Below are 19,952 nucleotides of genomic sequence, written 5' to 3' on the forward strand. Positions count from 1 at the left end.
ATGGCGGCTCCGGCCTCCGCCGGAGCGACGATGGAGGTCCGGACGCTCATTCCGCCGCCTCCGCGAAGCTCTGCCCGTGGATCAGTTCGGCCGAGCAGCGCTGCATCGTGTCGCTGGCACGGGCGATCGGGTTGGTCAGGTAGAAGTCCTTGACCGGATAGCCGACCGGGCCCGAGGCGGCGGCCGGGAGCGCCGGCGGCGCCCATGGGTAGGCCGCGAGGCCTTCACGGCCGAGATCGGGCACGTCGGCGGCCATCGCCGCGCGCAGCGCATCGAGGCTGTCGAACGGCAGCTTGTGGCCCAGCACCTCGCTGAGCGCACGCAGGATCGCCCAGTCCTCGCGCGCGTCGCCGGGCGGGAAGACCGCGCGGTCGCCGCGCTGGACGCGCCCTTCGGTGTTCACATAGGTGCCCGGCTTCTCGGTATAGGCGGCCCCCGGCAGGATGACGTCGGCCGCAGCCGCGCCCGCATCGCCATGATGGCCGATATAGACCTTGAAGCTCTTGTCGAACTTCGCGACGTCGACATCGTCGGCGCCGAGCAGGAAGAGCAGCTTCGGCGCGGCGGCGGCGAGATCGGCAATACCGCCCTTCGCGCCATAGCCGAGCATCAGCGCGCCCATGCGGGCGGCGGCGAGATGGACGACATTATAGCCGTTCCAGCCGTCCCGGATCAGCCCGAGCGGACCGGCCAGCGCCAGCGTCGCGCCCTGCGCGCCCGCCTTGAGCCCGCCGCCGCCGAGGATCAGCGCCGGGCGCTGCGCGCCGGCAAAGGCATCCGTCACCGCCTGCGGCAGGCTGCCGAGCAGGCCGAGATCGTTGCCGAGCCATTCGACCTTGTAGCTGAGGTCCAGCGCCTCGCCGATCGCGAACACCTTCGCCCCGCGCTTCACCGCCTTGCGGACGCGGGTGTTGATCAGCGGCGCTTCCCAGCGCAGGTTGGTGCCGACCAGCAGGATCGCGTCGGCGGTCTCGATGCCGGCGATGGTGCTGTTGAAATTGACCGCCGCCAGATTAGTGACGTCATAGTCCATGCCGGTCTGGCGGCCTTCGAGCAGGGTCGAGCCCATCTGCGCGAGCAGCGCCTTCGCGGCATACATCGTCTCACAGTCGAGTTGGTCGCCCGCGACCGCCGCCATCGAGGAACCGGCCTTGACCGCCTTGATCGCGGCGAAGGCATCGGCCCAGCTCGCCTCGACCAGCTTGCCGCCCTTGCGGACATAGGGCCTGTCGAGACGGCGGCGGACCAGCCCGTCGACGGCGTGGCGCGTCTTGTCCGACGCCCATTCCTCGTTCACGTCCTCGTTGATGCGCGGCAGCACGCGCAACACCTGCCGGCCACGGCTGTCGAAGCGGACATTGGTGCCGACCGCGTCCATCACATCGATGCCGTAGCTCTTCTTGAGCTCCCACGGCCGCGCCTCGAACGCATAGGGCTTGCTGGTCAGCGCGCCGACCGGGCAGAGATCGACGACATTGCCCGAAAGCTCGCTGGTCACCGCCTGCTCGAGATAGGAGGTGATCTGCATATTCTCGCCGCGATAGAGGGCGCCGATCTCCTCGACCCCCGACACTTCCTCGGCGAAGCGCACGCAACGGGTGCACTGGATGCAGCGGGTCATCGTCGTCTTGACGATCGGGCCCATATATTTGTCGGTGACGGCGCGCTTGTTCTCGTGGAAGCGGCTCTGCCCCTTGCCATAGGCGACCGACTGGTCCTGCAGGTCGCACTCGCCGCCCTGATCGCAGATCGGGCAATCGAGCGGGTGGTTGATGAGCAGGAACTCCATCACCCCCTCGCGCGCTTTCTTCACCATCGGCGACTGGGTGAACACCTCCTGGTTGTCGCCGGCCGGCAGCGCGCACGACGCCTGCGGCTTGGGCGGCCCGGGCTTCACCTCGACCAGGCACATGCGGCAATTGCCGGCGATCGACAGCCGCTCATGATAGCAGAAGCGCGGAATCTCCTTGCCGGCCGCCTCGCACGCCTGGAGCACGGTGGCACCGGCGGGGACTTCGACCTCGATCCCATCGACTTTGAGCTTGGGCATCAGGACATTCCTGCAGAAGAAGCTTGGGAGGGCGCGGCCGAGAGGCGGTACAGCGCCTCGGCGAGCAGGCCCGACAACATGGTGCGGCCGGCCTTGATCGAGGAACCCTGCGGCAGGCAGGGGCCAAGGCTGGGCGCGAGCGCGCGGAACGCCTCGTCCTCGGCCTTGCTGCCGATCGGGCCGATCACGACCGCGCGGCTCTCGGCCGGCGCCGCGCGGACGACGCATTCGGCGAACTCGCGCAGCACCACATATTGGTTGGCGCGGGCGGGGTCCTGGCCGGTGGTGTCCGCCTTATAGTCGATCGGCGTCGCCGAAAGCGCGGGCGCCGAACGGCCGAAATCCTGGAGGTAGAGCGCGGTATAGACGCTCGCGCGCAGGATGCCGGTGTTGAAGGAGAGGATGCCGTCGCCGATGCACTCGTCGGTCGACAGGCGCTTGGCACGCGACTGATAATCGAGCGTGTCGGGGAACACCGTCGCGAAGGCGCGTACCCGCGTCTCGTTCGATCTGATCAGGCAGCGCGCATAATCGAGCATCGTCTGGCGGGCGCGATCACCCTCCGACATGGCGATGTCGTTGCTCTGCCAGGCCTTGGGATAGCGGTTGATGCGGGTGCCGGTGTCCTGCGCCGCCGCCAGTGCCGGGCTCAGCGCCAGCGCGCCCGCGATCAGGGCATGGAATGCGCGCGTCATTCGGCCGCTTCCATCATCGTGCCGCCGGCATTGCCGCGCTCGGCGATGCGGCGCTCCACCTCGGGGCGGAAATGCTTGAGCAGGCCCTGGATCGGCCAGGCGGCGGCGTCGCCCAGCGCGCAGATGGTGTGGCCCTCGACCTGCTTGGTGACGTCGAACAGCATATCGATCTCCTCGACCGCCGCGTCGCCGGTGCGCAGCCGCTCCATCACCCGCCACATCCAGCCGGTGCCCTCGCGGCACGGGGTGCACTGGCCGCAGCTCTCATGCTTGTAGAAATAGCTGAGGCGGCTGATCGCGCGGACGATGTCGGTGGACTTGTCCATGACGATGACGGCGGCGGTGCCGAGGCCGGAGCCGAGCGCCTTCAATCCGTCGAAATCCATCGGCGCGTCCATGATCTGCGCGGCGGGAACCAGCGGCACCGAGGAGCCGCCCGGGATCACCGCGAGCAGATTGTCCCAACCGCCCTTGATGCCGCCGGCGTGGCGGTCGATCAGTTCCTTGAACGGAATGCCCATCGCCTCTTCGACGACGCAGGGCTTGTTCACATGGCCCGAGATCTGGAAGAGCTTGGTGCCCTCATTGCCCTTGCGGCCGATGCCGGCGAACCAGGCCGGGCCGCGACGCAATATGGTCGGCGTCACCGCGATCGATTCGACATTGTTGACCGTGGTCGGGCAGCCATAGAGGCCGGCGCCGGCCGGGAAGGGCGGCTTCAGGCGTGGCTGGCCTTTCTTGCCCTCGAGGCTCTCGATCTGGGCGGTCTCCTCGCCGCAGATATAGGCGCCCGCGCCACGATGGACGAAGACGTCGAAATCATAGCCGGAGCCCGCGGCGTTCCGCCCAAGCAGCCCGGCGGCGTAAGCCTCCTCCACGGCGGCGAACAGCACCTTCGCCTCGTAGATGAACTCGCCACGGATATAGATATAGGCGGCGCGCGCGCGCATCGCGAAGCCGGCGACCAGCGCGCCTTCGATCAGCTTGTGCGGATCGTGGCGGATGATCTCGCGATCCTTGCACGAACCGGGCTCGGATTCGTCGGCGTTGATCACCAGGAAGCTCGGCTTGCCGGGCTTGGGTTCCTTGGGCATGAAGCTCCACTTCATGCCGGTCGGGAAGCCGGCACCGCCACGGCCGCGCAGGCCCGAGGCCTTGATGTCCTCGATGATCTGATCCGGGCCGCGCTCGAGCAGCTTCTTCGTCTCGTCCCAGTCGCCACGCTTGCGGGCGGCGTCGAGGTTCCACGGCTGGAAGCCATGGACGTTGGTGAAGATGCGATCCTTGTCGTCAAGCACGGAGGCCACCCCCAACAACAACCGTCACCCCAGCGGAGGCTGGGGTCCATGTCTCTATCCGCGAACGGCACCGCATGTCGGGAGAGACATGGATGCCAGCCTTCGCTGGCATGACGGGAAAGGGAATGGCGAAGCTCATGCCGACTTCCCGAAGAATTTCGCCGCGATGAAATAGACCGCCACGCCCACCGCGATCGCGATGATGATGCCCAGCAGCTTGAACGCCAGCTTGAGCAGGATGACGGCCACGACGATCGTGACGATGATGGCGAGCAGGCCGCTCATGCCGGAGCATCCCAGCGGCTCCTATAGTCATGATTCTCGGAGACCATTTCCTGCAGCGTGGTCGGGCCGCCCTCGGGGCAGCTCGTCTGCCGGTCGATCTGCGGGCCGACCCTGGGGCTCTCGCCCTTCGCCAGCGCTTCGAGGATCGCGGTGGTCGTTTCGAAGGTCAGGTCCTCGTAATTATCGTCGTTGATCTGGACCATCGGCGCGTTGGCGCAGGCGCCCAGGCATTCGACCTCGGTGAGGGTGAACAGCCCGTCGGCGGTGGTCGCGCCCTTTTTCAGGCCCTTCTTGTAGCAGGCGTCGAGGACATCGTCCGACCCGCGCAGCATGCACGGCGTCGTGCCGCACACCTGGACATGGTAGCGGCCGACCGGCGCCAGATTGTACATGGTGTAGAAGCTCGCCACTTCCAGCACGCGGATATAGGCCATGCCGAGCTGCTGGCCGATATATTCCATCACCGGGATCGGCAGCCAGCCCTGGGTCTGCGTCTCGGCACCCACCTGGCGCTGCGCCAGATCGAGCAGCGGCATCACCGCCGACTGCTGGCGGCCCGGCGGGTAGCGGGCGATGATCTTCTTCGCCTGCTCGGCATTTTCCGGCGTCCAGGCGAAAGCGCCCCAGCGCGCGCGGGTCTCGGCCTCGTCGGGGATATGGGCTGCGTCAGCCATCAGCGCACGAACTCCACGCGCGACACCTTGTCGCCTTCGAAACTGTAGATGCTCATCACCTCGAACGGCTCGGACGCGTTCGAACGCCACACCTTCTCGTGCAGCACGACATAGTCGCCGAGCTGGTGGCCGGTGAGGATTTCGGCGCGGTTCTCGGGGAACTCGGCGAACATCGCCTTGAGGCCCGAACGCACCCCTTCCTTGCCGTCGCGCACCACCGCGCCACGATAGCCGGCCTCGGCCGCGTCGTCGGTCATCAGCGCGACATAGGCGTCGGCGTCCTGCGCATTGTAATGCGCGATCATCTGCTCTGCGGTAGCGAGTTTGGAAGCGTCAGACACTAGGAGACACCTCGCGACGTATAAAAATTCAACCGCTGTTTGCGAAGATACAAGCCAATACCGACAAGGGCGGCGATGATCAGCGCGGCAATGGGGGCGCCCCCGATATTCCCATCCCAATTGGTGATGAGAGCAAAAGCCCAAGACACGCTCATCAGCGCCGCCATGCCGAAAAGCAAATATTCCAACGTTCGCGATGGAGGGTGCCTTCTCACCGGTCGCACTCCCCGAACACGACGTCGATCGCCGAGAGGATGGCGGTGGTGTCGGCGAGCATATGGCCCTTCATCATGAAGTCCATCGCCTGGAGGTGGCTGAACGCGGTCGGGCGGATCTTGCAGCGGTAGGGCTTGTTGCTGCCGTCCGAGACCAGATAGACGCCGAACTCGCCCTTCGGGCTCTCGGTGGCGACATAGACGTCGCCGGCCGGCACGTGGAAGCCTTCGGTGTAGAGCTTGAAATGGTGGATCAGCGCTTCCATCGAGCGCTTCATCTCGCCGCGCTTGGGCGGCACCACCTTGCGGTCGAGGCTGGCGATCGGCCCCTCGGGCATCTCGCTGAGGCACTGGCGCATGATCCGTGCCGATTGGCGGACCTCCTCGACCCGGACCATGAAGCGGTCGTAGCAGTCGCCCTTGGTTCCGACCGGAATCTCGAAATCCATGCGGTCATAGACGTCATAAGGCTGCGACTTGCGGATATCCCAGGGGATGCCGGCGGCGCGGATCATCGGGCCGGAAAAGCCCCAGGCGATCGCGTCGTCGCGGCTGACCACGCCGATATCGACGTTGCGCTGCTTGAAGATGCGGTTGTCGGCGACCAGGCTGATCGCGTCCTCGAACAGGCGCGGCAGGCGGGTGTCGAGCCAGTCGGCAATGTCGGTCAGCAGCTTGAGCGGCACATCCTGATGGACGCCGCCGGGGCGGAACCAGGCCGCGTGCATGCGCGCGCCCGAGGCCCGCTCGAAGAAGTTGAGGCAGTCCTCGCGCACCTCGAACAGCCACAGGTTCGGCGTCATCGCGCCGACGTCCATGACGTGGCTGCCGAGGTTGAGCATGTGGTTGCAGATGCGGGTCAGCTCGGCGAACAGCACGCGCAGATATTGGGCGCGCAGCGGCACCTCGATCTGGAGGAGCTTCTCGATCGCCAGCACATAGCTGTGTTCCATCGCCAGCGGCGAGCAATAGTCGAGCCGGTCGAAATAGGGCAGCGCCTGGAGATAGGTCTTGTACTCGATCAGCTTCTCGGTGCCGCGATGGAGCAGGCCGACATGCGGATCGACGCGCTCGACGATCTCGCCGTCGAGCTCCATCACCATGCGCAGCACGCCGTGCGCGGCCGGATGCTGCGGGCCGAAGTTGATCGTGTAGTTCTGGATCTCCGTCTCGCCCTGCTGGGCTTCGGGAGTCAGCGTCTCGTAGGTCGAGGCCATTATGCCTTGCCTCCGTTATCCTTCGACGTTTCCGCCTTGGGCTTCGCCTTCGCCCTGGGCTTGGCGGCCGCCTTGTTGGCGGCTTCGCCGGCACCGGTCTGGGCCGGGCTGTCGGTGGTTTTGGGCGTCGGCGGCGGCGCCTGGGCGACCACCGGCTCCGGATCCTTCTTGGCCGGCGCGGGGCTCGGCGCGCCCGGCTCGGTCGGCGAGACCTTCTCGTCGCCGGGCAGGATATAGTCGGCGCCTTCCCACGGGCTCATGAAATCGAAGCTGCGGAAATCCTGCGCCAGCTTGACCGGCTCATAGACGACGCGCTTGTGCGCTTCCGAATAGCGCAGCTCGACATAGCCGGTCAGCGGGAAGTCCTTGCGCTGCGGATGGCCGCGGAAGCCGTAATCGGTGAGGATGCGGCGCAGATCGGCATTGCCGTCGAACAGCACGCCGTACATGTCGAACACCTCGCGCTCCAGCCAGCCGGCGACCGGCCACAGGCCCGTCACGCTCGGCACCGGCTGGACCTCGTCGGTCGCGACATGGACGCGGATGCGGTGGTTCTTCGTCAGGCTGAGCAGGCAGTAGACCACCTCGAACCGCTCGGCACGGTCGGGATAGTCGACCCCGGCGATCTCCATGAGCTGCTGATAGGCCAGTTCGTCACGCAGGATGCGCAGCGCATCGACGGTGGCGTCGCGGCGGACGTGCAGCGCCCATTCGCCGACACACTCGCGCGCCTCGATCAGCCGGTCGCCCAGCGCGGCCTTCGCCGCCTCGGCAAAGCCTTCGACGGCCGAATAGCGCGGAAAGGTGAGGGAGGACTCGCTCATCGTTCAGCCCTTACCGTTCCAGCGTGCCGACGCGGCGGATCTTCCGCTGGAGCTGCATGATGCCGTAGAGCAGCGCCTCGGCGGTCGGCGGGCAGCCCGGGACGTAGATGTCGACCGGCACGATCCGGTCGCAGCCGCGCACCACCGAATAGCTGTAGTGATAATAGCCGCCGCCATTGGCGCACGAGCCCATCGAGATGACATATTTGGGCTCGGACATCTGGTCATAGACCCGCCGCAGCGCCGGGGCCATCTTGTTGCACAGCGTGCCGGCGACGATCATCACGTCCGACTGGCGCGGGCTGGCGCGCGGCGCGGCGCCGAAGCGCTCCAGATCGTAGCGCGGCATGTTGACGTGGATCATCTCGACCGCGCAGCAGGCGAGGCCGAAGGTCATCCACCACAGCGAGCCGGTGCGCGCCCACTGGAACAGCTCCTCGGTCGAAGTGACGAGGAAGCCCTTGTCGTTGACCTCCGCCTGAAGCGACGCGAAGAATTCGGGATCGGGCGCGACATTTTCCGTCGGATGCGGATTGCGCGCCGGGTCGAGGATCACTCCCATTCCAGCGCTCCCTTCTTCCATGCATAGATATAGCCGATCGTCAGCTCGACCAGGAAGATCATCATCGACAGCCAGCCGACGAAGCCGATCCCGCCCAGCGACACCGCCCAGGGATAGAGGAAGGCCGCCTCCAGATCGAAGATGATGAACAGAATCGCGATCAGGTAGAAGCGGACGTCAAACTGCGCGCGGCTGTCCTCGAAGGCGGGGAAGCCGCATTCATATTCGGCCAGCTTCTCGGGCGTCGGCTGGTGCGCGCCGGTCAGGCGGCCAACCGCCATCGGCAGGAACACGAAGGCGCTCGACAGCACGAGCGCTATGCCGAGGAAGATCAGGATCGGCAGATATCCGGCGGCGACTGACGCCATGAGGGACTCCGAGCAAGAGGGCCGGGAATCCGGCCTTTGGGCGACCGTTTAGGCGTGCCGCACATGCGAAGCAAGCCATCGGGGCAGTGAGAATGATTCGCAACAAGGGCGCCGGATTTCCGTGGGTTTATCACGCCCTGATCCGTCGCCCCAGCTAAGGCTGGGGCCCATGTCTTTCCACACCCGAAATGGCACCTGAGAAGGAAACAGACATGGATGCCAGCCTTCGCTGGCATGACGATCCATGGGAGCGGCCTAAAGCCCCTTCACGCCCTGCGCCACCAGCTTGTGCAGCTTGGTCGCCAGCCCGTCATTGGTCGCGAGATATTCGTTGCGCTCGTGCATCCGGTCGCCGCCACGGAAATCGCTGACGAAGCCACCGGCCTCGCGGACCAGCAGGATGCCCGCCGCGACGTCCCAGATGTTGAGGCTGGCTTCCCAGAAGGCGTCGTAGCGCCCCGCCGCGACCCAGGCGAGGTCGAGCGCGGCCGAGCCATAGCGGCGGATTCCCGCCACCTCGGGCGCGACCTGCGCGAAGATCGCCGTCCACTGGCGGATGTCGCCATGGCCGAGGAAGGGGATGCCGGTCGCGACCAGCGCCTCGGACAGGTCGCGCCGCGCCGATACGCGCAGCCGCTGGCTCTGCAGCCAGGCGCCGCGCCCCTTTTCCGCCCAGAAGCTCTCGTCGGTGAGTGGCTGATAGACCAGCCCCTGCGTCACCTCGCCGCGCTTGCTGCCGACGCGCGGCTCCTCGACCGCGATCGAGATGGCGAAATGGGGCAGGCCGTGGAGGAAATTGGTGGTGCCATCGAGCGGATCGATGATCCAGCGCGGCTTCGACGGATCGCCCGCGATCTCGCCGCCTTCCTCGAGGATGAAGCCCCAGTCGGGCCGGGCCTTGCGCAGTTCCTCGACCAGCGTCTGCTCGGCGCGCTTGTCGGCCATCGACACGAAATCGGCGGGCCCCTTGCGGCTCACCTGAAGCTGCTGGACCTCGTTGAAATCGCGCCGCAGCCGGGGCGCCGCCTTGCGCGCCGCGCGGTCCATGACGGTGATGAGGCCGGAATGAGCTACCATATTCTTCTCCCCCTCCCTTTCAAGGGAGGGGCCAGGGGTGGGTGACGAAGCCGAGGGGTCGATCCCCTCGGCGAAGTTCTGCGAAAGGCCGGAGAGGCTCGCTGACGCTCGCCACCCACCCCTCGATCCCCTCCCTTGAAAGGGGGGGGAGGCTACTCAATCCGCGCGGCGGACATATTCCTGGCTGTAGACGTCGACGACGATGCGGGTGCCGCTGGCGATATGCGGGGGCACCATCACGCGGACGCCATTTTCGAGCAGGGCCGGCTTGTAGCTGGACGAGGCGGTCTGCCCCTTCACCACCGCATCGGCCTCGACGATCATCGCCTCGACGGTGTCGGGCAGCTGCACCGAGATCGGGCGCTCGTCATACAGCTCCATCACCACGTCCATGCCGTCGTTCAGGAAGGCGGCGGCATCGCCGAGCAGGTCGCGCGGCAGGGTGATCTGCTCGTAGGTATCCTTGTCCATGAAGGTCAGGTCGTCGCCCTCGGCGAACAGGAACTGGAAATCCTTGGTGTCGAGGCGGACGCGCTCGACGGTCTCGGCCGAACGGAAGCGGACATTGTTCTTCCGCCCGTCGATCAGGTTCTTCATCTCGACCTGCATATAGGCGCCGCCCTTGCCGGGCTGGGTATGCTGGATCTTGACCGCGCGCCAGATACCGCCTTCATATTCGATGATATTGCCGGGACGGATGTCCACGCCGCTGATCTTCATGGTTCACCTGAGACTGTGAGGATTTGAAAGAGCCGGCGGGCGCCATAGCGATACTGCGCTGAATTGGCAATGCGGCCCGGTGTCGCCCCGGCGGAGGCCGGAGCCGCAAGAGGCGGGCGCGGAACCATTTCGTGGCGGCTCCGGCCTCCGCCGGAACGACGGGTTACGCCACCCGCGCCGCCTGCCTCGCCGTCCAGCGATAGAGCGCGACGAGCAGGCCGATCACCATCAGCGTTCCCACCGCCATGCCCAGCCCTTCATGCCCCTCGCCGATCAGCGCGAGCGGGGCGCCGCTGCCGGTGGCGACGATCAGACCGGCAAGAAGGACGCCGAACAGGCTTTCGCCGACGATGAAGCCCGAGGCGAGCAGCACGCCCATGCGCTGCGAGACCGGATCGGGGCGGCGGCGATCATAGCGCCAGCCGATCAGCGCGCCGATCACCACCGGCAGGGTCGCCGACATCGGCAGGTAGATGCCGATCCCGACCGCGAGCGGCGGCAGGCGCAGCCAGTTGCGCCGCCCCATATAGGCATCGAGCGCGACCAGCAGCAGGCCGGTGACGGCGCCGAGGCCGATCATCTTCCAGTCGAGCCCCTCCCCCAGGATGCCGCGCGCGAGGCCGGCGATCAGCGTCGCCTGCGGCGCGGGCAACGGATCGGCGGGGGTGGGCAGGCCGGTGCCGGGCAGCGGCGCGAAGCCATAGGCGGCGTTGAGCAGGTCGAGGATCGGCGGGATCACCGCCGAGCCCGCCAGCACGCCGACCATCAGCGCTACCTGCTGCTTCCACGGCGTCGCGCCGATCAGCTGGCCGGTCTTGAGATCCTGGAGATTGTCGTTGGCGATCACTGCGCAGGCGAGGACGAGCCCGGTGACAAACAGCGCGAAGGCGACGAGGTGCGGCCCCGCACCCGCCCCGGCGATCGGCTGCACCGCCACCGCCAGCAGCAGCGCCGATCCCAGCACGCCCAATATGGCGAGTCCGGATACCGGGCTGTTCGACGAACCGATCAGCCCCGCCATATAGCCGCAGATCGCCGCGACGAAGCCGCCCATCACCAGCACATAGAGATAGAAGCCGAGTGACAGCGGCAGCGCATGGACCGCGAGCGGGCCCTGACCCGCGAAATACCAGAGCAGCGCCACGATCGGCAGCGCCACCACCGCGACGATGATGCCGAGCCAGCCGACGCCGATATCCTGCTCCTCGATCGGCAGCGCCGCGCCCTCCGCCTTGCGCGCCTTCGACGCCGCGATCGCGCCCGCCATGCCCTGCCAGAGCGGCCGGGCGAGCTTGCCCATCGTCCAGATCGCCGCCGCGCCGATCACGCCCGCGCCGAAAAAGCGCACCTGGCCACCGAACACCGCCAGCGCGGCCTCTTCGGCCGGACCCGGCGACGCCGCGATCCAGGACAGGATCGGCGTCGCGATACCGAAGGCGATGACCAGGCCGAGCCCCATCGCCATGCCGACCGACAGCCCGACCAGATGGCCCGCGCCGAGCAGCGCGAAGGAGAGCGAGGCCGAGATGCCGGTCGCCGCATAGCTGCCGCCGAGGCGGAACCAGGTCGCCGCCTCGGCGGTGGCGAGCCGGGTAGCGGCGAAGATCGCAAAGCCCATCGAGGCGATCGATCCCGCCAATATGGTGCGCAGCCCGGCCTGCGCCTCGGCCGCACCCTCGCGCGTTCCGGTGCCGACCTTCAGCACTTCGGCAGCCGCGACCCCTTCGGGATAGGGAAGGTCCGATCCCGTCACCAGCGCGCGGCGCAGCGGCACCGACAGGACCACGCCCATCATCCCGCCGGCGGCGCACAGCAGGAAGCTCTGCCAGAAGGGAAAGCCCTGCCACCAGCCGACCATCACCAGACCCGGCAGCACGAAGATGATCGCGGCGATGCAGCCCGCGGCCGAAGCCACCGTCTGGACGATGTTGTTCTCATGGATGGTCGCGCCGCGCACGAAGCGCAGCACCGCCATCGAAATCACCGCGGCGGGGATAGAGGTGGCGAAGGTCAGGCCGACCCTGAGACCGAGATAAACGTTCGCCGATGTGAAGATGAAGGTGATCAGCGCGCCAAGGACGAGACCCCGGATCGTCAGTTCGCGCCCCTTCGCCCCGTCTGCCCGTGCCGCCATCGCCGATCCTCCAGTCCTGTCCGCAGCATGGCGGCCCGATCAGGGGCTGGCAATCCATCGCAGCCGCGCCTTGCACTTGCGAGCAAGATTCGACGCAAGTGCAGCAGACTTACAGTGGTGAAGATAAAAACATGTTGTAATTCAATGGGATATAAAAAATCCTGTGCGCGCATAAAATTTTGTCTTGCATTTTCTTGTTCGCACTTGCACAAAGAATGGGCCTTTCAGGCATCCTCTCCTAAAACTTTCAGGGCCGATCCCTCCGGGGATTGGCCCTTTTTTTGGCTTTTCGTTTGGCCCTCAAGCGCCGGCACGAGCCATCCGGCTCGCTTGGCTATCCTCGCAACAAGCTCGGGCGGCCGCCACGGCTCGCTATGCGAACCGATCTCCGTCTACGGACTGCCCCCGGCACTCCGCGGACCGGCTACGATCCTTGCCGGACACTGGCGTGTGCCGACGCTGAACTCGTCGTCGGAGCCTGCCAAGGCTCCGCAAGCGCGAACGCGCGCCCGAGCTTATTGCGAGGATAGCCAAGGCCGCGGCGGCGGCCGCCGGCGCCTGAGGCGAAACAAACAATATACTTGGGCGCTATTCAGCTCCGAGTATGAAGCTGCGCACCTGCGGGTAGATCTGGCTTTCCCACTTGCGCCCGCTGAACACGCCATAATGGCCGACGCCGGCCTGGAGATAGTGCTGCTTCATATGCGGGCGCAGCCCGGTGCAGAGGTCGTGCGCGGCGGCGGTCTGGCCGACCGCGCAGATATCGTCGCGCTCGCCCTCGACGGTCAGCAGCGCTGTGCGGCGGATCATTCCGGGGTCGATCCGCCGGCCGCGATAGTCGAGCTCGCCCTTGGCGAGCAGCGCGCGCTGGAACACCCGGTCGATCGTCTCGAGATAGAATTCGGCGGTGAGGTCGAGCACCGCGAAATATTCGTCGTAAAAGTCGCGGATCGCCCGGGCCTGCTCGGCTTCGCCATCGGCGAGATGCTGGTAGAGCGCGCGATGCTGGTCGAAATGGCGCCCCGAGTTCATCGACATGAAGGCGGTGAGTTGGAGGAAGCCGGGATAGACTTTCCGCCCGCGCCCTTCATAGCGCCATGGCACGCTGTGGATCAGATTATCCTCGAACCACGCAAAGTCGTGGGAATTGGCGAGATCGTTGACGACGGTGGGGTTGACCCGCACGTCGACCGGCCCGCCCATCAGGGTCAGGCTGCGCGGGGTCGCAGGGTTGGCGTCGGTCGACATCAGCGCCACCGCGGCGAGCGCCGGCACGCAGGGCTGACACACCGCGACCATATGCGCTGGCGGGCCGATCTCCTCCAGGAAGTGGACCAGATGGTCGACATAGTCGTCGAATCCGAAACGACCGGCCGACACCGGCACATCGCGGGCATTCTTCCAGTCGGTGATATAGACGTCGTGATCGCGCAGCAGCACCTGCACGGTGTTGCGCAGCAGCGTGGCGAAATGCCCCGAGATCGGCGCCACCAGCAGCAGCTTGGGCTGGCGCGCCGAACCTTCATCCTTGGCGAAGTGGAGCAGGTCGGCGAACGGCGTCGCCGCCACCACCTCCTCGCGCACCGCCACGTCGCTGTTGCCCGAAACCACGCGGTCGATGCCATAAGCGGGGCGGTCGGCGGTCAGCCGGGTGTGGGCGACCATGTCGAGAGCGGCGAACAGGCTGTCCGCCACCGGCTGCTCGCCGAACCGGCCCAGCGCCGGGCGCGCCCGCAGTCCGGCCGCCGCGAACATCCGCATCGGCGCGGCCATGTCGGTCATTGCCTGGTAGAACTGGTACAACATCCGCGGCACAAACCCCCGAAGCCGGAAGACTAACGACGCTTTCGGGCGGCGGCCAGCCTTTTTATGTTGCACTGCGCCATAATATTTTGACGCGACCGCACATCTGGTGCCATGGTCCTCCCCAAGGGGGTGCCCATGCCGCAAGCCGTCCTGACGATTTCAAGCCGCAACTATGGTTCCTGGTCGCTGCGGGGCTGGCTGCTCTGCCGCCTCGCCGGGCTCGACGTGATCGAGGAGATGGTGCCGATCGACGCGCCGGGCCAGCGCGCCGAGCTGCTGCTGCTCTCGCCATCGGTGCTGGTGCCCCGGCTGACCCATGAGGGGGCGAGCGTGTGGGACACGCTCGCCATCGCCGAATATTGCAACGAGCGCTTTCCCGAGGCGGGGCTCTACCCCGCCGACACGCTGGCCCGCGCCCATTGCCGCTCGATCTCGGGCGAGATTCATTCGGGTTTCCACAATCTGCGCTCGGCGCTGCCGATGAACCTGAGGGCGCGACACGAGAGCTTCCGCATCTTCGCGGGGGCAAAGCCCGATATCGAGCGCATCCAGGCGATCTGGCGCGACTGCATGGAACGCTATGGCGGCCCCTGGCTGTTCGGGGCCAAGCCCACGGTCGCCGATGCGATGTTCGCGCCGGTCGCGGCCCGGTTCACCAGCTATGCGGTGCCGCTCGATCCGGTCTGCCAGGCCTATGTGAAGACGATTCTCGACTGGCCGCTGATGCAGGAGTGGACGAAGGCCGCATTGGCCGAGCCCGAGGAAGTCGAAGAGCTGGACGCGGAGTTCTAAAAATGGGCTAGGCATGGAAAGACGCTAACCCCGCTCCCCCAGCCCCCGCTCCCACGCCAGCGCGTGCGCGACGATCGTGTCGAGATCGTCCAGCTTCGGCCGCCATGGGGTCGTCGCCAGGATGCGGGCATTGTCGGCGATCAGCGCGTCGGGGTCGCCGGCGCGGCGCGGTTCCATGCGGCGGACGATCGAGCCACCGGAGATGCGGTCGACCGAAGCGAGCACCTCGAGCACCGAGAAGCCCCGGCCATAGCCGCAGTTCATGACATGGCTGCGCGCCGGATCGGCGATCAGCGTGTCGAGCGCGTGGAGATGCGCGTCGGCGAGGTCGGTGACGTGGATATAGTCGCGCACCCCGGTGCCGTCGGGGGTCGCATAGTCGGTGCCGAACACCGCCACCTCGGCACGCTTGCCCAGCGCCGCCTCGACCGCGACCTTGATCAGATGGGTGGCCCCGGCGGTCGACTGGCCGGTGCGGCCCTGCGGATCGGCGCCCGCGACGTTGAAGTAGCGCAGGGCGCAATAGTTGATCGGATGGGCGAAGGCGACGTCCTTGAGCATCGCCTCGGTCATCAGCTTCGACATGCCATAGGGATTGATCGGCACGGTCGGCATGTCCTCACGCACCGGGATGCTGTCGGGGATGCCATAGGTCGCGGCGGTCGAGGAGAAGATGAAATGCCTGGCCCCGCCCTTCACCGCGCTCTCGATCAGGCTGCGGCTGTTGGCGGTGTTGTTGCGATAATATTTGAGCGGGTCGGACACCGATTCGGGCACCACCACCGATCCCGCGAAATGGAGGATCGCGCCGATCCCGTCCTCCGCCAATATCCTCGCGACCAGCGCCTCGTCGGCGATGTCGCCTTCATGGAAGCGCGCGCGGGCGTCGACCGCCCAGCGGAAGCCGGTGACGAGATTGTCGATCACCGAAACGTCCCAGCCCGCATCGAGCAGGGCCAGCACCGCATGGCTGCCGATATAGCCCGCGCCACCGGTGACGAGGACGGCGAAGGGTTTCGCTGTGGTCATGAGGCTGATTATCCCCGAGGCTCGTTACGGGTCAAACCATGGTGCGCCCGAAAGGCGCCCGACCGTCCCATAAATCCGTCGCCCCGGCTGGCTCAGCGCGGGAACACCGGCACCAGCCCGGCCGCGAAGGCGATCCGCACCGCTTCCGCCACGCTGCGCACGCCGAGCTTGTCCATCAGATTGGCCCGGTAGATCTCCACCGTGCGCGGCGAGATATCGAGCTCGAAGGCGATGATCTTGTTGGCCTTGCCGTCGATCAGGCCAAGCAGCACGTCCTTCTCGCGCGGGGTCAGCCGCTCGATGCCGTCGCGCGCCTGCTGGATCGCGCTCGCCTCCTTCTCGCGGTCCTCGATCCGCGCGAAGCCGTTGGAGAGCGCGTTCAGCAGCATGCGATTGTCATAAGGCTTCTCGATGAAGTCGATCGCACCCGATTTCATCGCCTCGACCGCCACGCCGATATCGCCCTGGCCGGTGAGCAGGATCGTCTCGAAGCGGTCGTCGAGCTGCTGGAGCTGGCGCAGCACCTCCAGCCCGTTCAGCCCGGGCATGTTGAGGTCCAGCAGCACGCACCCCGTCTCCAGATGGGGCAGCTGGTCCAGGAAGGCCTCGCCCGAGGCGAAGGACCGGGTGACGAAGCCGCCCGCCACGTCGAGCAGCACCTCCACCGACTGGCGCAGCGCATCGTCATCGTCGACGATGTAGATGTTCCGGCTTATCATCACGCCGCTTCCTCCATCACCGGCAGGGTGAAGCGGAAGACCGCGCCGCCATCGGGCGCCGGGCCGGCCGCGAGCTGGCCGCCATGCGCCTCCACGATCCGCCGCGATATGGCGAGGCCGAAGCCGAGCCCCTCGCGCTTGGTGGTGGCGAAGGGGCTGAACAGACGCTCCAGCATCTCTGCCGCGATGCCCGGCCCCGAATCCTGCACTTCGATCTGGATCAAATTGTCTCTCGCCATCTGGGTGGAAATCAAAAGCTCGCGCCGGCCGCCGCCCTGCGCCGCCATGGCATCGGCGGCGTTGCGGATCAGGTTGACCAGCACTTGCTGTATCTGGATGCGATCGCACAGCACCAGCCGCGATTCGCTCTCGAAATCATAGCTGAGGCGGATGCCGAAACTGCTGCTGTTGAACAGCGCCAGCGCCGCCGCCTCGCGCACCAGGCTTGGCAGCGCCTCACCGCGCATGTCGGCCTCGCCGCGCAGGATGAAGGCGCGCAGCCGGCGGATGATCTCCCCCGCGCGCGTCGCCTGCTCGCTCGCCCGCTGGAGCGCGTGGCGGAGCCGGTGCGGATCGGTGGCGTCGCCGGCGTCGAGCATCAGATCGACCGCGCCCAGGAAATTGACGATCGCCGAAAGGGGCTGGCTCAACTCATGCGCCAGCGCGCCCGCCATCTCGCCCATCATGCCCAGGCGGGAGACCTGGGCAAGATCGTTGCTCAGCCGGTGGAAGCGTTCCTCGGTGGCGATGGTCGGCCGCATGTCGCGTCCGAACACGACATAGATGCGCGTACCCTCGACCAGCGCATCGCCAACCACGAAGGAGACCGGGACCAGCTCGCCATCGGCGCGGCGCACGGTCACGGGGACCGGCCAGCCACGCTGCCCGGTGCCCGTGCTATAGTCCTTCAGATCGCGCCGTACCGCGCCGCGGCCGCGCGGATCCTCGATCAGGTCGCCGATCCGGGTCCCGACCAGCGCCTCGGGCGCGTAGCCCAGCATCTCTCCGGCGGTGGCGCTGCAGGCGCGCACCACGCCGCGCTCGTTGCACACGAACATCGCATCGGGGACGGTGGCGAGGATGGCGCGCCGCTCGGCCTCGCCATCACGCAGCGCCTCTTCGCGCTCACGGCGCTCGGTGACGTCGAGATGGGTGCCGAGCAGCCGGATCGGACGCCCCGCGGGATCGCGGATGATCCGCGCCCAGCCTTCCGCCATGCGCGGCGAGCCATCGGGATAATGGAAGCTGAAATCGAAATGGAGCCGGTCGTCACCACCCTCCACCGCACGATCGACGACCTTGCGGATCTGCCGGCTATGCTCGTTCTGCCAATGGTCGGAAGTGGCGCCCTCGGCCGCTCCGCCGAAGAAGCTTTCGCCGGGGGTCGTCCAGATCGTCCGCCGCTCGATCAGGTCGACCTCATAGATGAAGATGCCCTGGACCGAGACGGCGGTGGCCAGCCGGGCCTCGCTGAGACGCAACGCATCCTCGGCGTGGCGCTGCTCGGTCACGTCGGTCACCGCGATCACCGCCGAGCAGCGGCCACCCTCATGCTGGACCAGCTTGACATGGTCGTTGACCACCAGCTCATGCCCGTCGCGGTGGCACTCGACCATCTCCTTGCTGATCCGGCCCTCGGCCTTCAGCTGGCGCCACAGGTCGTCGGGCGATTCGCCGGCCTGGGTGGCCAGCAGATCGCGCCGCATCCGGCCCACCGCCTGGGCGGCGGTCCAGCCGTACAGCTCCTCGCAGCCGCGCGACCAGTGGCGGATCACCCCCTGGTCGTCGACCACCATGACCGCCGCCAGCTCGACGGCGTCGACCAGCTCGTGCTGGTCGGCCTTCTCGCGCGCGGCCGGGCGGACCCGCCACGACCAGACCAGCGCGGCCGCGGCGCCGAGCACCGCGAACACCAGCGCGGCGATCTGCGCCGCATCGGCCGCGTCGATCGGCGACGAGATGTAGGCGGCCTCGATGATCGCCCAGACGATGATCACGACGAACAGCGCCGAAAGACCAAGGGTTCGACGATCGAGCGCCATACGCGGCTGGCCGCGCGGCATCACAGGTTCGGCCCGCGTCTGCGTATCCCCCCCTTTCGGGAACCAGCGGTGTGCAGGGCGCAGAGTAGCATCGCGCTAAATATCGGAAAAGTTGCAGATTTACGGCCTTGAAGCCGCGGCCGGAGAGCCTTAGCTTGGGCGATCCACCGATATCGGCGCACCCGCCATCGCCAGGATCCTGTGCGCCTGGTCGAGATGCAGGCGCTCGACCATCTCGCCGCCGACCCGGATCGCGCCCTTTCCCGCATTTTCCGGTGCCGCGAAGCCTGCCACCGCCGCCTCGGCCCAGGCGATCTCCTCCGCGTCCGGGCCGAAGCCGCGATTGGCGATCTCGATCTGGCGGGGATGGATCAGCGTCTTGCCGTCGAAGCCATAGGCCCGCGCCTCCACGCATTGCCGCGCCAGCCCCTCCTCGTCGTCGAAGGCGTTGTACACGCCGTCGAGGATGGCGAGCCCATGGCCCTTGGCGGCCGCTACCGCGAGCGCCATCATGCCCAGGAAGGGTGTCCGCTCGACCGTGAGCCTCGCCCCCATCTCCTTGGCGAGGTCGTTGGTGCCCAGCACGAAGGCGCCCGGCCGTGCCGCCATCGCCTCGGCGATCGCGTCGAGGCGGAAGATCGCCCGGCTGCTTTCGACCATCGCCCAGAAACCCATGCCGGCCGGCGCATTGGCCATCGCCGCATGATAGCGGCCGACCATGTGGGCATCGCCGACCTTGGGCGCAAGGATCGCATCGGCGCCCGATGCAGCGGCGGCCTTCAGGTCGTCCTCGGCCCAGGGCGTTCCGAAAGCATTGACCCGGATCACGACCTCCCGGCCGCCGAAGCCGCCGTCGCGCACCGCCGCCACCGCATTGGCGCGCGCCTCGGCCTTGGCCTCGGGCGCGACGGAATCCTCAAGATCGAGGATCACCACGTCGCACGGCAGCGACCGCGCCTTCTCGATCGCGCGCGAGTTCGATGCGGGCATGTAGAGTGCGCTGCGGCGCGGGCGGATGGTCATCATGCTTCTCCAATTCCTCCCCGGAACGGGGGGACCGTTCGCGAAGCGGATGGTGGAGGGGAATGCGGAACGATGGGCGCT

At 67.0% G+C, this 19,952-nt stretch carries 20 protein-coding genes; 1 reads left to right on the forward strand and 19 read right to left on the reverse strand.

Going from position 1 to position 19,952, the window contains the following annotated elements; genetic code table 11:
- Positions 1-46: 46 nt before the first annotated feature.
- The 15 genes from nuoG to CMV14_RS01010 form a co-directional block, all read right to left on the reverse strand.
- Complete coding sequence (gene nuoG / locus CMV14_RS00950) at positions 47-2,050, reverse strand: NADH-quinone oxidoreductase subunit NuoG (RefSeq protein WP_066965337.1); 2,004 nt, start codon at positions 2,048-2,050, stop codon at positions 47-49.
- A complete protein-coding gene (locus CMV14_RS00955) occupies positions 2,050-2,745 on the reverse strand; it encodes a hypothetical protein (protein ID WP_066965340.1) in 696 nt (231 codons plus the stop codon). Before CMV14_RS00955 ends, nuoG begins: the two co-directional genes overlap by 1 nt.
- Positions 2,742-4,061: an NADH-quinone oxidoreductase subunit NuoF gene (nuoF, locus tag CMV14_RS00960; RefSeq protein ID WP_096367655.1), complete on the reverse strand. Its 1,320-nt coding sequence runs from the start codon at positions 4,059-4,061 to the stop codon at positions 2,742-2,744. Before nuoF ends, CMV14_RS00955 begins: the two co-directional genes overlap by 4 nt.
- Positions 4,062-4,178: 117 nt before the next feature.
- Positions 4,179-4,328, reverse strand: coding sequence for a hypothetical protein (locus CMV14_RS26650; RefSeq protein ID WP_176488978.1), 150 nt, complete (start codon positions 4,326-4,328; stop codon positions 4,179-4,181).
- Positions 4,325-5,002, reverse strand: a complete 678-nt coding sequence (locus CMV14_RS00965) for a complex I 24 kDa subunit family protein (RefSeq protein ID WP_066965343.1) — start codon at positions 5,000-5,002, stop codon at positions 4,325-4,327. Before CMV14_RS00965 ends, CMV14_RS26650 begins: the two co-directional genes overlap by 4 nt.
- Positions 5,002-5,307, reverse strand: a complete 306-nt coding sequence (locus CMV14_RS00970) for a nuclear transport factor 2 family protein (RefSeq protein WP_066965346.1) — start codon at positions 5,305-5,307, stop codon at positions 5,002-5,004. The genes CMV14_RS00965 and CMV14_RS00970 overlap by 1 nt, the downstream gene beginning before the upstream one ends.
- Before the next feature lie 35 nt (positions 5,308-5,342).
- The gene (locus CMV14_RS26655; protein WP_176488979.1) at positions 5,343-5,510 is read right to left on the reverse strand and encodes a hypothetical protein; all 168 of its coding nucleotides are present in this window, start codon (positions 5,508-5,510) and stop codon (positions 5,343-5,345) included.
- A 44-nt stretch (positions 5,511-5,554) separates the two neighbouring features.
- Positions 5,555-6,775 (reverse strand): NADH-quinone oxidoreductase subunit D, encoded by a 1,221-nt coding sequence (locus CMV14_RS00975; protein WP_066965349.1) that lies wholly within the window; start codon positions 6,773-6,775, stop codon positions 5,555-5,557.
- Positions 6,775-7,599: an NADH-quinone oxidoreductase subunit C gene (locus CMV14_RS00980; RefSeq protein ID WP_066965351.1), complete on the reverse strand. Its 825-nt coding sequence runs from the start codon at positions 7,597-7,599 to the stop codon at positions 6,775-6,777. The genes CMV14_RS00975 and CMV14_RS00980 overlap by 1 nt, the downstream gene beginning before the upstream one ends.
- A 10-nt stretch (positions 7,600-7,609) precedes the next feature.
- Entirely contained in the window at positions 7,610-8,161 is a 552-nt protein-coding gene (locus CMV14_RS00985; RefSeq protein ID WP_066965354.1) for a NuoB/complex I 20 kDa subunit family protein, read from the reverse strand.
- A complete protein-coding gene (locus tag CMV14_RS00990; protein ID WP_066965357.1) occupies positions 8,152-8,529 on the reverse strand; it encodes an NADH-quinone oxidoreductase subunit A in 378 nt (125 codons plus the stop codon). Before CMV14_RS00990 ends, CMV14_RS00985 begins: the two co-directional genes overlap by 10 nt.
- A 255-nt stretch (positions 8,530-8,784) precedes the next feature.
- A complete protein-coding gene (locus CMV14_RS00995) occupies positions 8,785-9,606 on the reverse strand; it encodes an inositol monophosphatase family protein (protein WP_066965360.1) in 822 nt (273 codons plus the stop codon).
- 156 nt (positions 9,607-9,762) lie between these two features.
- Positions 9,763-10,326 carry an elongation factor P gene (gene efp / locus CMV14_RS01000; RefSeq protein WP_066965364.1) on the reverse strand — a complete coding sequence of 188 codons (564 nt, stop codon included), beginning with the start codon at positions 10,324-10,326 and terminating at the stop codon, positions 9,763-9,765.
- A gap of 163 nt (positions 10,327-10,489) precedes the next feature.
- Complete coding sequence (locus tag CMV14_RS01005) at positions 10,490-12,460, reverse strand: OPT family oligopeptide transporter (protein WP_066965367.1); 1,971 nt, start codon at positions 12,458-12,460, stop codon at positions 10,490-10,492.
- A gap of 588 nt (positions 12,461-13,048) precedes the next feature.
- Positions 13,049-14,266: a polyhydroxyalkanoate depolymerase gene (locus CMV14_RS01010; RefSeq protein ID WP_066965370.1), complete on the reverse strand. Its 1,218-nt coding sequence runs from the start codon at positions 14,264-14,266 to the stop codon at positions 13,049-13,051.
- Between the two features lie 135 nt (positions 14,267-14,401).
- On the opposite strand from CMV14_RS01010, the gene CMV14_RS01015 reads away from it, so the two are divergent.
- Positions 14,402-15,058, forward strand: coding sequence for a glutathione S-transferase (locus tag CMV14_RS01015; protein WP_066965537.1), 657 nt, complete (start codon positions 14,402-14,404; stop codon positions 15,056-15,058).
- Between the two features lie 24 nt (positions 15,059-15,082).
- On the opposite strand, the gene galE is transcribed toward CMV14_RS01015, so the two are convergent.
- From galE to CMV14_RS01035, 4 genes are all read right to left on the reverse strand, one after another.
- A complete protein-coding gene (galE, locus tag CMV14_RS01020; RefSeq protein ID WP_066965373.1) occupies positions 15,083-16,087 on the reverse strand; it encodes a UDP-glucose 4-epimerase GalE in 1,005 nt (334 codons plus the stop codon).
- Between the two features lie 92 nt (positions 16,088-16,179).
- Positions 16,180-16,806 carry a response regulator transcription factor gene (locus tag CMV14_RS01025; RefSeq protein ID WP_066965376.1) on the reverse strand — a complete coding sequence of 209 codons (627 nt, stop codon included), beginning with the start codon at positions 16,804-16,806 and terminating at the stop codon, positions 16,180-16,182.
- On the reverse strand, positions 16,806-18,869 hold the full coding sequence (locus CMV14_RS01030; RefSeq protein WP_066965539.1) for a PAS domain-containing sensor histidine kinase: 2,064 nt from the start codon (positions 18,867-18,869) through the stop codon (positions 16,806-16,808). Before CMV14_RS01030 ends, CMV14_RS01025 begins: the two co-directional genes overlap by 1 nt.
- A gap of 129 nt (positions 18,870-18,998) precedes the next feature.
- Positions 18,999-19,871, reverse strand: a complete 873-nt coding sequence (locus CMV14_RS01035) for an HpcH/HpaI aldolase/citrate lyase family protein (protein ID WP_083215947.1) — start codon at positions 19,869-19,871, stop codon at positions 18,999-19,001.
- Positions 19,872-19,952: the final 81 nt, after the last annotated feature.

Origin of the sequence: Rhizorhabdus dicambivorans (genome assembly GCF_002355275.1) — a bacterium.
Lineage (GTDB): Bacteria > Pseudomonadota > Alphaproteobacteria > Sphingomonadales > Sphingomonadaceae > Rhizorhabdus > Rhizorhabdus dicambivorans.